This window comes from Pseudomonas sp. OTU5201 (assembly GCF_038440135.1).
In the GTDB taxonomy this organism is placed as follows: Bacteria; Pseudomonadota; Gammaproteobacteria; order Pseudomonadales; family Pseudomonadaceae; genus Metapseudomonas; species Metapseudomonas resinovorans.
Genome location: NZ_JASATC010000057.1, coordinates 16433 through 28955, shown reverse-complemented (window position 1 = coordinate 28955; position 12523 = coordinate 16433). Strand labels below are relative to the sequence as shown.

Here is a 12523-nt window from a genome sequence, read left to right as displayed (position 1 = left end):
GGCCCAAACCAACACCAAAAAAACCCCCCCCCCCCCCCCCATTGGGGGGGGCCCGTTTCATTTCCGCGTGTTCGAGACGCCTCGCACAGCCTAGCTGGCGTAGCCCAGCCGCTGGCGTAGAGCACGCTCCAGGTGCTGAGCCACCTCGTCGAATGGTGGTGGCGTCTCAAGCAAGTCCTTGAGCTGCACCATCTTCAACCCGGCGTAGCCGCAGGGATTGATCCGCCAGAAGGGCGACATGTCCATGTCCACATTGAGCGCCAGGCCGTGGAAGGAGCAGCCACGGCTGACCCTCAGCCCCAGCGAGGCGATCTTGTCGCCGGCGACATAGACACCGGGTGCATCCGCCTTGGGCGCGGCTTCGACGCCATAGGTCGCCAGGATATCGACCAGGCTCTGCTCCATGGCCGTGACCAGCTCACGTACGCCCAGCCCGAGCCGGCGCAGGTCAAGCATCAGGTAGGCCACCAGTTGACCGGGGCCGTGGTAGGTGACTTGGCCGCCGCGATCAACCTGCACCACCGGGATGTCTCCTGGTGCGAGCAGATGTTCGGCCTTGCCAGCCTGACCCTGAGTAAATACCCGGGGGTGCTGCAGCAGCCAGATTTCGTCAGGTGTCCGTTCGTCGCGCTCGGCGGTCAGACGTCGCATCGCTTCGAGGGTCGGCAGATAGTCCACCAGCCCCAGATGGCGCACGACAAGTTCGGCAGATGCCACTAGAGCACCATGTGCACACGACCGGTGGCACGCAGGTCGACGTGGATCGCCTGCAACTGGTCGACGCCGGTGGCGGTGATCAGCACCTGTACCGAGAGGAAACGACCATTGCGGCTGTCTCGCACCACCAGGGTGGTGGAGTCGAGATCAGGAGCGTGGCGCTGGATGACCTCGATCACCAGGTCGGCAAAGCCTTCGCCTGAATCGCCGATTACCTTGATGGGGTAACGCTCGCAGGGGAACTCGATTTTTGGAGGTTGTACGTCAGGAGTGTCGGTCATGGCGGCGGCGGACTCGTGATCCGCGATGCGGACGCCCCGGGCTTGGTAAGGCACGAGGCGTCGGCTCAGTAGGTCAATTGAACAGGCCGAAGAAGAACAGGCGGATGCTATCCCACAGGCGGCGGAAGAAACCACCTTCCTCAACGGTCTCGAGGGCGATCAGGTCGGCGCTGTGGACTACCTGGTCTTCCAGCTTGACCTCCACCTTGCCGATCACGTCACCCTGCTTGATGGGGGCGATCAGCTGCGGATTCAAGGTCATGCTGGCCTGCAGCTTCTTGGCCTGGCCCCTCGGCAGGGTCAGGGTCAGGTCCTGGGCCAGGCCCGCCTTGGCCTCGCGGGTAGCGCCCTTCCACACCTGGGCTTTCGCCAGCTCGGCGCCCTTCTGATAGAAGGTCTGGGTTTCGAAGAAACGGAAGCCGTAGGTCAGCAGTTTCTGGGTCTCGGCGGCACGGGCCTGCTCGCTGTTGGTACCGAACACCACGGCGATCAGGCGCATGTTGTCACGCACAGCGGAAGCCACCAGGCAGTAGCCGGCTTCGTCGGTGTGGCCGGTCTTCAAGCCGTCGACGGTCTTGTCTCGCCACAGCAGCAAATTGCGGTTGGGCTGCTTGATGTTGTTCCAGAAGAACTCCTTCTGGGAGTAGATGGCGTAGTGGGCCGGGTCTTCGTAGATGATCGCGCGGGCCAGGGTCGCCATGTCATGAGAGGTGGAGTAGTGCTCCGGGTTGGGCAGGCCGGTAGCATTCATGAAGTGGCTGTTGGTCATGCCGAGCTTCTCGGCAGTGGTGTTCATCATGTCGGCAAAGGCGTCTTCACTGCCGGCGATGTGCTCGGCCACGGCCACGCTGGCGTCGTTGCCCGACTGGATGATGATGCCGTGCAGCAGGTCGCTCAGGGACACCTGAGTATTGACCTGGACGAACATGCGCGAACCACCGGTACGCCAGGCGTGCTCACTGATGGTGACCGGATCGTTCTCGCCGATCTGGCCCTTGCGAATTTCCAGGGTGGCGATGTAAGCGGTCATCAGCTTGGTCAGGCTGGCCGGCGGCAGACGCTGGTCACCGTTGTTTTCGACCAGCACCTGGCCGCTCTGGGCGTCCATCAGCACATAGGACTTGGCGGCCAACTGGGGCGGCGACGGGACGATCTGCTGGGTCGCCATGGAGGCCGGCGCGACGATGAGCAGGGCTGCGGGCAGTAATAGGCGTTTGGCGAAGCTGAAGATGTTCATCCGTCTCTCTAAGAAGTAGCTAATGGTCTAACAGGCCCTTGCAGGCTAATTGAGGAAGCCGTCAGTCCGGCTTCACCAGGGTAGGTTGGCCGAGATTGGCCAGGCGCAGACTGTCTTGCAGCTGCTGGGCCTCACCCTGTGTTCCGATCGGTCCCAGGCGTACCCGGTGCAGTATCTGCTGATTGCGCACGACCGAGCTGATGAAGACCGGCGCACTCACCGCCCCGCTCAGCTTGGCCTTGAGAAGCTCCGCAGCGTCCGGATTGGCGAAGGCGCCCACCTGGAGATACAGGCCAGACGCTGCGAGTGAATCGTTTTTTTTTGCGTCGATCTGCACGGGCAGAACCGCGGCAGCGTGTTGCTGCGGCGGCGGGGTGTACTGTTCGATCGGCGCGCTGGCCACCTGGACGGCCGGCTGGGGTTTGGCTTGCGGCTGTGGCTGGGCAACCTTCTTCGGCTGCGCGAGGACCATCGGCACCGGACGGCCCTGAGCGGCCCACCACTCGTGAGGGTCAATACCTTCCACCTTGACCCGGGCGGTACCCGATTCGGCGTAACCGAGCTTTTTCGCCGCGGCGAAGGACAGATCGATGATGCGGTCGGAGTAGAATGGGCCGCGGTCGTTGACCCGCAGGATCACCGTGCGACCGTTATCCAGGTTGGTAACCCGCACGTAGCTGGGCAGCGGCAGGGTCTTGTGTGCAGCGGTCATGCCATAGAGGTCATATGCCTCGCCGTTAGCCGTGGCCTGGCCGTGGAACTTGGTGCCGTACCAGGAGGCCGTGCCCACCGCCTGATAGCGACGCGCGTCGCTCATCGGGTAGTAGGTCTTGCCAAGTACTGTGTAAGGGTTGGCCTTGAACGAGCCATAGTGCGGCATGGGGACGGCATCGGGAATGCGCGAGACGTCGACGTCCCACCAAGGCGCGCCATCCCGGTGCGGACGCGAATACTCACCGGGGCCGGAGATCGGGCCGCCGGGTTGGACCGGCTCGGGTGCACGACTGCTCGAGCAACTGGCCAGCAACAATGCTACGGCGCCGTAAACGGCGACTCTTATCGGTTGTGGCATCGGTTAACGCCCGCCCCTTGCGTTGACCAGCAATTCGGAAAGCTGATGCACTGCCATTGCGTACATCACGCTGCGATTGTAGCGGGTAATGACGTAGAAGTTCGGCAATCCCATCCAGTACTCCGCTCCTTCATCCCCCTCGAGCCTGAAGGCCGTCACCGGCACATCATCGCGCAGTGCGCTGCTGCTTGCCCAGCCCACCGTCCTAAGATCGCCGACGTTCTTCACCGGGTCCAGTCCCTGGGTCAACCCTTCGTCGATTCGATCACCACGAACCTGGGCACGGCTGACTACCGGGCCACCGGCTGTCCAGCCATGGCGCTTGAAGTAGCTGGCGACGCTGCCGATGGCGTCCACCGGATTTGTCCAGATGTCGATATGGCCGTCGCCGTCGAAGTCCACAGCGTAGGCGCGGAAGCTGCTCGGCATGAACTGAGGCAGCCCCATGGCCCCGGCGTAAGAGCCCTTGAGCATCAGTGGATCGACCTGCTCCTCGCGCGCCAGCAAGAGGAACTCCTTCAGCTGCTTGCGGAAGAAATCGGCACGCGGAGGGTAGTCAAAGCCCAGGGTAGACAGGGCGTCGATTACGCGGAAGTTGCCGGTATTCCCACCATAGAAGGTCTCGACGCCGATGATCGCGACGATCACCTGGGCCGGTACGCCATATTCCTTCTCGGCGCGAGCCAGCGCCTCGGCGTGCTCGTTCCAGAAGGACACGCCTTTCTGAATACGCGCCGGGGTGATGAAGATCGGCCGGTACTCCTTCCACGGCTTGACGCGTTCCGCGGGCCGGGAGATGGCATCGAGAATCGACTGTTTGCGATTCACCTCACGGAACAGGTCCACCAGTTGCTCTCCGGCAAAGCCGTAGTCGCGAGTCATCTCGGCGACAAACTCGGCCACCTGCGGCGAACCCTCGTAGTCCCCGGAAAGTGCCGGTGCGGCTGCCCCCAGCAGTCCGACCAAGGCCACCCCGGTGGCCCCAAACTGCATCAACTTGCGCAGTGCTTTCAAATCATTCACTCGATTCAAACCTGGGCGATCCATTTGCGATGGGTATGGATCGCCATCAACACCCCAAACCCTGACAGCAGCGTCACCAGATGGGTTCCGCCGTAGCTAATGAAGGGAAGGGGTACCCCTACGACCGGCAACAGTCCACTGACCATGCCGATGTTGACGAACACGTATACGAAGAAGGTCATGGTCAGACTGCCCGCCAGCAGCTTGCCGAACAGAGTCTGGGCCTGGGCGGTAATCACCAGGCCGCGGCCGATCAGGAGCAGATAGACCAGCAGCAGCAGGCAGGCACCCACCAGGCCGAACTCTTCGCCGAGGACCGCAATGATAAAGTCCGTGTGGCTTTCGGGCAAAAAATCCAGGTGCGACTGGGTGCCCAGCAGCCAGCCTTTGCCAAATACCCCACCCGAGCCGATGGCTGCCTTGGACTGAATGATGTTCCAGCCGGTACCCAGCGGGTCGCTCTCAGGATCGAGGAAAGTCAGCACCCGCTGCTTCTGGTAGTCGTGCAACACGAAGTACCACATGGCGACCGCCACAGGCACCACCGCCGCCACCGCGCCGAAGACCCAGCGCCACTGCAGGCCGGCCATGAACAGCACAAACGCGCCGGAAGCGAGGATCAGCAGAGAGGTGCCGAGGTCCGGCTGCTTCAGGATCAGCACGAAAGGCACCAGGATCAGCACCAGGCTGACGGTGATGTGCTTGAGCTTGGGCGGCAGGTTATGTCGAGACAGGTACCAGGCGATGGTCGCCGGCATGATGATCTTCATGAACTCCGAGGGCTGGAATCGGATCACCCCGGGAATATTGATCCAGCGGGTAGCGCCCATGGCCGTGTGGCCCATGACCTCCACCGCTACCAGCAGGGCCACCCCGATCACGTATGCCAGCGGCACCCAGCGCGCCATGAAGCGCGGCTCGAACTGGGCGATGACGATCATTGCGCCGATCCCCAGGCCAAAGGAACTCGCCTGTTTCATCAACAGATCCCAGTGCTTGCCGCTCGCCGAATAGAGGACGAACAGGCTACCGGCCGCCAGCATCAGGATAATCAGCAGCAGCCAGCCATCGATGTGCAGGCGCTGCAGCAGGGTGGCTCGGCGCTTGAGCACGTCCTCCTGGGAGATGGTTCGGTCGAAGTTGCTGTTCATCGAATGGCGCTCTGCTGGTCCGCCAGCGGTTGCGGCGGGCGGAACTCGGGTTTCAGCTGGCCGTCCTCACCGAGGAGCCAGGCATCCATGACCTGCTTGACCACAGGTGCGGCAACGCCCGAGCCGGACTCGCCGTTCTCCACCATTACCGCAACGGCTATCTTCGGGTCTTCGGCCGGGGCGAAGGCGACGAAAAGGGCATGGTCGCGATGCCGTTCCTGGACCTTGGAGCGGTCGTACTTCTCGCCCTGCTTGATCGCTACCACTTGCGCGGTGCCGGATTTGCCGGCGATGCGGTAGACGGACGCAGCGCCGACCTTATGCGCCGTGCCGCGGGCACCATGTACTACCTGCTCCATGCCAATACGCCCGGCATCCCAGAACTTCGGGTCACGCAAGATGATGTCCGGCATCGGATTGGGATCCAGCGGCCGTTGGCCTTCGATGGTCTTGGCCAGGTGCGGGCGGATCCACTTGCCGCGGTTGGCCATCAGCGCCACCGCCTGAGCCAGTTGCAGCGGAGTCGCCTGCATGTACCCCTGACCGATACCGAGGATCAGCGTTTCCCCCGGATACCAGGCCTGGCGGTAGCGGGCGCGCTTCCAGTCGCGGGAGGGCATCAGGCCCGCGGACTCTTCGAACATATCCAGCGCCACGCGCTGGCCAAAACCGAAGCGACTCATGTAATCGTGCAGACGATCAATCCCCATTTTATGGGCAAGATCGTAGAAATAGGTGTCATTTGACCGCATTATCGCGGTTTCCATGTTCACCCAGCCATCACCGGAACGGTTCCAGTTGCGGTATTTGTGCTCGTAGTTCGGCAGTTGGTAGAAGCCCGGATCGAAGACGCGCGAAGCCGGCGTCACCACCCCCGAGTCCAGGCCGGAGACCGCCACCATCGGCTTGATGGTCGAACCTGGCGGGTACAGGCCCCGCAACACGCGGTTGTACAAGGGTCTGTCAATGGAATCGCGCAGCTCGGCGTAAGCCTTGAAGCTGATGCCGGTGACGAACGGGTTAGGGTCGAAGCTCGGCTGACTGACCATCGCCAGTACGTCGCCGCTGGACGGCTCGATGGCGACGATGGCACCACGACGCCCCGCCAGGGCCTGCTCGGCGGCCTCCTGCAGACGCACGTCGAGGGTCAGCACCAGGTCCTTGCCGGGTTTCGGGTCGGTGCGCTTGAGTACGCGCAGCACGCGGCCGCGCGCGTTGGTTTCGACCTCCTCGTAACCTACCTCGCCATGCAACTGGTCTTCGTAGAAACGCTCGATCCCGGTCTTGCCGATATGGTGGGTGCCGCTGTAGTTGACCGGATCGAGTTGTTTCAGCTCTTTCTCATTGATGCGGCCGACATAACCCACCGAGTGGGCAAAGTGCGCGCCCTGCGGATAGTGCCGCACCAATTGCGCCACCACTTCTACGCCGGGCAGGCGAAATTGGTTCACCGCCACTCGGGCGATCTGCTCTTCGGTCAGCTCAAAGAGGATGGGCACCGGCTCGAACGGCCGCCGCCCCTGCCTCATGCGCTTCTCGAACAGGGCACGGTCATCCGGTGTCAGCTGCAACACCTCGACAATCACATCGAGCGTTGCTTTCCAGTCGCCGGCCCGCTCGCGGGTAACGCTGAGACTGAAACTGGGCCGGTTGTCGGCGATGATTACGCCCTTGCGATCGAAGATCAGCCCACGGGTGGGCGGTATCGGCTGCACGTGGACGCGATTGTTCTCGGACAGGGTCGAGTGGTACTCATACTGGATAACCTGCAGGTAATAAAGGCGGGCAATCAGCACACAAGTCAGCAATAGCACTGCCACGGCGCCCACGATCACGCGCTGACGCACCAGACGGGCATCTTTCTCGTGGTCTTTCAGGCGGATCGGTTGCGGCATGGACAGGGTTTACTTGTGATAAGGGTGGCCGGACAGCACAGTCCAGGCACGGTAGATCTGTTCGCCGACAAGGATGCGGACCAGCGGATGTGGCAACGTCAGCGGCGACAGCGACCAGCGCTGCTCGCTACGGGCGCAGACTTCCGGCGCCAGCCCTTCCGGGCCGCCGACCATCAGGTTGACAGTGCGCGAATCCAGGCGCCAGCGGTCCAGTTCAACCGCCAGTTGCTCGGTGCTCCAGGGTCGACCTTCGACTTCCAGGGTGACAATGCGTTCCCCCGGCTGCACTTTGGCCAGCATCGCCTCGCCCTCCTGGCGGATCATCCGCGCCACGTCGGCATTCTTGCCGCGCGTGGTCAGGGGAATTTCCACCAGTTCCAGGCTGAGCTCGGACGGCAGACGCTTGACGTACTCCTGCCAACCCTCCTCCACCCAGCGCGGCATACGCGTACCAACAGCAATCAGACGTAGACGCAAGGGATGCCCCGCTTACTCGTGGCTGTGGTGGGCGCGGCTCTGCTCGGCACCCTGCCACAGGCGCTCCAGGTCGTAGAACTGGCGGGTGGCGACCTGCATCACATGAACCACCACGTCGCCCAGGTCCAGCAGGGCCCACTCGCCGCCGTCCAGGCCTTCGCTGCCCAGCGCGCGGACGCCTTGCTCCTTGACCTTCTCCAGCACGTTTTCGGCCAGGGATTTGACATGACGGCCAGAGGTACCGCTGGCGATCACCATAAAGTCGGTGATGCTGGTCTTGCCACGCACGTCGATAGTGGTGATTTCCTGACCTTTCAGGTCTTCCAGGGCCGCAATGGCGACCTTGACGAGTTCTTCGTTTTGCATCGGGTTCAACTACCTCAGTGAATCAGTTCGACGCACGGTACAAGTCGTGCGCATGGATATAGGCCAATACGGCGTCGGGCACGAGAAAGCGCACCGAGCGCCCCTCCCCCAGCAATTGGCGAATCTGGGTGGCGGAAATCGCCAGGGGCGTCTGCCAGACAAAGGCGATCTGCCCGGCAGGCCCCTGCAGGGAATGCGGATCGACCGCGCTGCGTGCGGCCAACAGGTCACGCAGGGTTTCCGGCGCCTCGCTGTCGGCGTCCGGACGCTGCAGGACCAGAATGTGGCAATGGTCCAGCAGCTCGCCCCAGCGGTGCCAGCTCGGCAGGCCGCAGAACGCGTCCCAGCCGACCAGCAGGAACAATTGATCTTCGGCATCCAGCTCGGCGCGCAGGGACTCCAGCGTTTCAATGGTCCAGGACGGCCGCTCGCGCTTGAGCTCACGATCATCCACCGCCAACGGCACGACACCTGCCACTGCCAGCTGCACCATCGCCAGGCGCTGGGATGCCGACACCTGAGGTGTTTCCCGGTGCGGCGGGCGCGCACTGGGAATCAGGCGCAACTCGTCGAAGCCGAATTGCTCGGCCACTTCAACGGCACTCCGCAGGTGGCCGATATGCACGGGATCGAAGGTGCCGCCGAAGAGGCCGATGCGCTTGCCCATCAGGTGCGCACGTGACCGTCGCCGAAGACCACATACTTCTCGCTGGTCAAGCCTTCCAGACCGACCGGGCCGCGGGCGTGCAGCTTGTCGGTGGAAATGCCGATCTCAGCGCCCAGGCCGTACTCGAAACCATCGGCAAAGCGGGTCGAGGCGTTGACCATCACCGAAGCGGAGTCCACCTCGGTGAGGAAGCGCCGCGCATCGCTGAAGTTCTCGGTGATGATCGCGTCGGTGTGTTGCGAGCCGTAGGTGTTGATGTGCTCGATGGCCTGGTCCAGGCCGTCGACGATGCGGATCGAGAGGATCGGCGCGTTGTACTCGGTGCGCCAGTCTTCCTCGGTCGCTTCCAGCACGTCATTGCCCAGCAGCGCACGGGTGGCGGCGTCACCGCGCAACTCAACACCCTTGTCGCGGTAGATGGCGGCCAGCGGCGGCAGCACGCGTGCGGCGATGCCGGCATGCACCAGCAGGGTTTCCATGGTGTTGCACGGCGCGTAACGCTGGGTCTTGGCGTTGTCGGCCACGCGGATGGCCTTGTCGAGATCGGCGGCGATGTCGATGTAGACGTGGCAGATGCCGTCCAGGTGCTTGATCACCGGCACCTTGGCCTCGCGGCTGATGCGTTCGATCAGGCCCTTGCCACCGCGCGGAACGATCACGTCCACGTATTCCGGCATGCTGATCAGCGCGCCAACGGCAGCGCGATCGGTGGTTTCGACCACTTGCACCAGCTCGCTCGGCAGGCCGGCGTCGGCCAGGCCCTTCTGGATGCAGGCGGCAATCGCCTGGTTGGAATGGATCGCCTCGGAACCGCCGCGCAGGATGGTGGCGTTGCCAGACTTCAGGCAAAGGCTGGCGGCATCGATAGTCACGTTCGGCCGCGACTCGTAGATGATCCCGATCACACCCAGCGGCACGCGCATCTTGCCCACCTGGATGCCAGACGGCAGATAGCGCATGTCACGGATTTCGCCGATGGGGTCCGGCAGGGTGGCGACCTGACGCAGGCCCTCGATCATGTCGTCGATGCGTGCCGGGGTCAGTGCCAAGCGGTCAAGCATGGCGGGCTCAAGGCCATTGGCGCGGCCGTTGGCCAGGTCCTGCTCATTGGCGGCGGTCAGCTCGGCACGAGCGGCATCCAGGGCATCGGCGGCCGCCAGCAGGGCGCGGTTCTTCTGCGCGGTGCTGGCGCGGGCGGCCACACGCGAGGCGGCGCGGGCGGCGCGGCCAAGGCGGGTCATGTAATCGAGAACGGACTCGGTCATGGTCTCGGGTTCTGGCGAAAGGAAAGCGGCTGATTATAGCGGTCGCGCTCGCCCGCGCCCAGCGGCGCCGGGCGGATGGTAGACAGCTCATTTCACGGATCTTGCGGGTAACGACGCAAATCTCGGCCCAGACGGGCCGCAACCGGGACGGTGACACCCAGCAGGATCGCCCGCCCGAAGGTTGGGTAAACAAAAGCGGCCTCGCTGTTTACCTTCCAATTGCAGTCGTCGCAGAAGAACAAGAAGCGCCCCGGCGCCGGAGAACCCGCCATGCGTTACCAGACCGACTTCGCCGCCCAACAACTGGCCGACGCGCCCCGTATCGTCCAGCTCGGCCCCTGGATCCTGCACTATCAGGCCTTTTCGCAGCACGCTACGGACAAGCGCGAGCCCATATTGATGCTTGGCGGCGCCTTCCAGAGCTTCCGCTCCTTCGCTGCCGAGGTGCAGGAGCTTCTGCCACGCCACCCGGTAATCCTCCTCGACCTGCCGAGCCAGGGCGGCAATCTTCAACTCGCACCGGAGCTTTCCCTGGAACAGTTGGCCGACCTGATCGCCGCCTTTGCCGAAGAACTCCAACTGCCGCCGCTGATGCCCATCGGCTTGTCCTACGGCTCGGCCCTGGCGGCATTGTTCGCGGTACGCCATCCGCAACGCTGTGCGCGCCTGCTACTGGCCGGAATCACAGCATTCGGTCGTCCTGGCGCCCGGCGCATGCTGGAAGAAGGACTGGAACTGCTGTCCGAGGACCAGGTACTGCGCTTCGCCCAAGGCGCCCTGACCGGTTTGATCAACCCTTTGCGCCTCGAGGAAACCGGCATCTCGCTGGTGTTCCGAAAGGCTCTTTTGCGGCAGATGCAGCGCCTTTCACCGCAGGAACTCGAACGCTACCGGCAGAACAGCCGCCGGCTACTGGACTTCTCCGGTTTCGATCACCACCCGGCCTGCCCTACCCTGGTTCTGGCCGGCGAATACGATCACTTCACCCAACCCTGGGAACATGCTGGCTTTGCCGCCGCCTGCGCCGATGCCGACTGCACACTTATCCACAACGGCGATCACCTGGCCCAGTTCGAACAACGCGAAGCCTGCGCAAGCTTCTATCGCCCCTTCCTCCAGGGCGTCGCCTTGCCGCTGGCGAGCCCTGGCGCGACCCGCCTGGCACGCAACCGCCTGGATCGCCTGGAACGACGCCAGGAGGCACGCGTAGCACCCCTGAACCGGCGCGGCCGACTGCTGCATGCCGAGGCTGGCGAGTTCCATGTGGAGGTCAGCGAACTGGGCTTCTTTGGCGGGCTGGTGCGCGGCGAACTGCCGACCGACCTACCGAATCGGGGCTGGCGACTGCAAGCTGGCGACCTGCCGGCGCTGGATGCGCTTCCGTTGCGCCATGAAGGCGATAGTCTGGCCCTGGTCTTTCCCCACACCGACGCGGAGGCCAGCAACGCGCTGGCATCCCAGGTGGTCCAGACGGAACCACCTGCGGTGGCCTATGCCTGAGCAGGCATCAGGTACGAGCCTCCACCACCCGCACCAGCGCCGGCCAGGCATCCAGCGGGGCGGACTCCAGCTCCTTCGGGTCATGCACACACACCTTGCCGAAACCACAGCCTTCGAACCCTTCGACTATGGCGGCGTCTCCCCGGTAGTGCAGGTAGTAACGACCCCGGGTCAGCCGGCCAACGAGATCGATGCCCCAACGCAACTGACGGTAACGCGGATGTTCGCGTAGGTCGGGATAGAGGTCAGTGAGATAAGTGGCCGATGGGAACTGGCGCACTTGCGTTGCCAGTCGGCTCCAGAAGGCCTCTATCACCGGCAGCTCGAAGTAGTTCACCAGCCCTTCGGTGATGACCAACACCGGCTCGTCACGATTCAGCCCTGAGAACAGTGCCTGCAGGTCGTTCGCGTCCTGTTCGGCGAGGATATCCACAGGGCGCACCTGATGCCGTGAATCCAGCCAGCCTTCCTCGTGCAACAGCAGGCGCTTGCGGGCGGCCATGGGCGGCAGGTCGGCCTCCAGGTAACGCAGCTCCGGGTAGCGGGAGCAAAAGCGCCGCCCCCGAGGAGAAAGACCGCAGGCAATCTCCACCACCTGGCGCACGCCACGCTGCTCGATGGCCTCGCGCAACAAGGCATCTATCAGCAGGTGACGCTGCAGGAGGAAACGCTCGACATCCAGCCCGAACGCCACCCGCGCCCCCCAACTGATGGGCGTCAGCACGCCATGGGCAAATCGCCCAAATGAAGTGACGAAAGGCTCTTCGGCCAGGTGGTGGCGATACCACACGTAACCGGTGTAGTGCGCGCTGGGGGTGATATGGGCACTGTCAAGACGGGCAGCTCGGGACATGGCAACGGGCTCTTGTTAT

At 63.5% G+C, this 12523-nt stretch carries 13 protein-coding genes; 1 reads left to right on the top strand and 12 read right to left on the bottom strand.

Translation table 11 applies throughout. The annotated features are described in order from the left end of the window. Window positions 1–90: 90 nt before the first annotated feature. The 11 genes from lipB to AAHM40_RS24745 form a co-directional block, all read right to left on the bottom strand. The gene (gene lipB, locus AAHM40_RS24795) at window positions 91–717 is read right to left on the bottom strand and encodes a lipoyl(octanoyl) transferase LipB (protein ID WP_342247056.1); all 627 of its coding nucleotides are present in this window, start codon (window positions 715–717) and stop codon (window positions 91–93) included. Next, entirely contained in the window at window positions 717–998 is a 282-nt protein-coding gene (locus AAHM40_RS24790; RefSeq protein WP_342247055.1) for a DUF493 domain-containing protein, read from the bottom strand. Before AAHM40_RS24790 ends, lipB begins: the two co-directional genes overlap by 1 nt. Window positions 999–1071: 73 nt before the next feature. After that, a complete protein-coding gene (locus AAHM40_RS24785) occupies window positions 1072–2235 on the bottom strand; it encodes a D-alanyl-D-alanine carboxypeptidase family protein (protein WP_137820985.1) in 1164 nt (387 codons plus the stop codon). Between the two features lie 61 nt (window positions 2236–2296). Continuing rightward, a complete protein-coding gene (locus tag AAHM40_RS24780; RefSeq protein ID WP_342247054.1) occupies window positions 2297–3307 on the bottom strand; it encodes a septal ring lytic transglycosylase RlpA family protein in 1011 nt (336 codons plus the stop codon). 3 nt (window positions 3308–3310) lie between these two features. After that, window positions 3311–4300, bottom strand: coding sequence for a lytic murein transglycosylase B (gene mltB / locus AAHM40_RS24775; protein WP_342247057.1), 990 nt, complete (start codon window positions 4298–4300; stop codon window positions 3311–3313). 35 nt (window positions 4301–4335) lie between these two features. Next, complete coding sequence (rodA, locus tag AAHM40_RS24770) at window positions 4336–5481, bottom strand: rod shape-determining protein RodA (RefSeq protein WP_342247053.1); 1146 nt, start codon at window positions 5479–5481, stop codon at window positions 4336–4338. Next, window positions 5478–7376, bottom strand: coding sequence for a penicillin-binding protein 2 (gene mrdA, locus AAHM40_RS24765; RefSeq protein ID WP_342247052.1), 1899 nt, complete (start codon window positions 7374–7376; stop codon window positions 5478–5480). The genes rodA and mrdA overlap by 4 nt, the downstream gene beginning before the upstream one ends. 9 nt (window positions 7377–7385) lie before the next feature. Then, window positions 7386–7853, bottom strand: coding sequence for a 23S rRNA (pseudouridine(1915)-N(3))-methyltransferase RlmH (gene rlmH / locus AAHM40_RS24760; protein WP_274801847.1), 468 nt, complete (start codon window positions 7851–7853; stop codon window positions 7386–7388). A gap of 12 nt (window positions 7854–7865) precedes the next feature. Further along, window positions 7866–8219, bottom strand: a complete 354-nt coding sequence (gene rsfS / locus AAHM40_RS24755) for a ribosome silencing factor (protein WP_028631404.1) — start codon at window positions 8217–8219, stop codon at window positions 7866–7868. A 22-nt stretch (window positions 8220–8241) separates the two neighbouring features. After that, on the bottom strand, window positions 8242–8886 hold the full coding sequence (gene nadD / locus AAHM40_RS24750) for a nicotinate-nucleotide adenylyltransferase (RefSeq protein WP_342247051.1): 645 nt from the start codon (window positions 8884–8886) through the stop codon (window positions 8242–8244). Beyond that, complete coding sequence (locus tag AAHM40_RS24745) at window positions 8886–10151, bottom strand: glutamate-5-semialdehyde dehydrogenase (RefSeq protein ID WP_342247050.1); 1266 nt, start codon at window positions 10149–10151, stop codon at window positions 8886–8888. The genes nadD and AAHM40_RS24745 overlap by 1 nt, the downstream gene beginning before the upstream one ends. Before the next feature lie 270 nt (window positions 10152–10421). Between AAHM40_RS24745 and AAHM40_RS24740 the strand changes: the two genes are divergently transcribed. Next, window positions 10422–11651, top strand: coding sequence for an alpha/beta fold hydrolase (locus AAHM40_RS24740; protein WP_342247049.1), 1230 nt, complete (start codon window positions 10422–10424; stop codon window positions 11649–11651). Window positions 11652–11658: 7 nt separating this feature from the next. On the opposite strand, the gene AAHM40_RS24735 is transcribed toward AAHM40_RS24740, so the two are convergent. Further along, the gene (locus tag AAHM40_RS24735) at window positions 11659–12504 is read right to left on the bottom strand and encodes a class I SAM-dependent methyltransferase (RefSeq protein ID WP_342247048.1); all 846 of its coding nucleotides are present in this window, start codon (window positions 12502–12504) and stop codon (window positions 11659–11661) included. Window positions 12505–12523: the final 19 nt, after the last annotated feature.

Coding starts and splice junctions, on each gene's coding strand:
- AAHM40_RS24735 (WP_342247048.1), bottom strand. CDS start 12,504: ATGTCCCGAGCTGCCCGTCTTGACAGTGCCCATATCACCCCCAGCGCG.
- AAHM40_RS24790 (WP_342247055.1), bottom strand. CDS start 998: ATGACCGACACTCCTGACGTACAACCTCCAAAAATCGAGTTCCCCTGC.
- rodA (WP_342247053.1), bottom strand. CDS start 5,481: ATGAACAGCAACTTCGACCGAACCATCTCCCAGGAGGACGTGCTCAAG.
- AAHM40_RS24745 (WP_342247050.1), bottom strand. CDS start 10,151: ATGACCGAGTCCGTTCTCGATTACATGACCCGCCTTGGCCGCGCCGCC.
- AAHM40_RS24740 (WP_342247049.1), top strand. CDS start 10,422: ATGCGTTACCAGACCGACTTCGCCGCCCAACAACTGGCCGACGCGCCC.
- mrdA (WP_342247052.1), bottom strand. CDS start 7,376: ATGCCGCAACCGATCCGCCTGAAAGACCACGAGAAAGATGCCCGTCTG.
- AAHM40_RS24780 (WP_342247054.1), bottom strand. CDS start 3,307: ATGCCACAACCGATAAGAGTCGCCGTTTACGGCGCCGTAGCATTGTTG.
- mltB (WP_342247057.1), bottom strand. CDS start 4,300: ATGCAGTTTGGGGCCACCGGGGTGGCCTTGGTCGGACTGCTGGGGGCA.
- AAHM40_RS24785 (WP_137820985.1), bottom strand. CDS start 2,235: ATGAACATCTTCAGCTTCGCCAAACGCCTATTACTGCCCGCAGCCCTG.
- nadD (WP_342247051.1), bottom strand. CDS start 8,886: ATGGGCAAGCGCATCGGCCTCTTCGGCGGCACCTTCGATCCCGTGCAT.
- rsfS (WP_028631404.1), bottom strand. CDS start 8,219: ATGCAAAACGAAGAACTCGTCAAGGTCGCCATTGCGGCCCTGGAAGAC.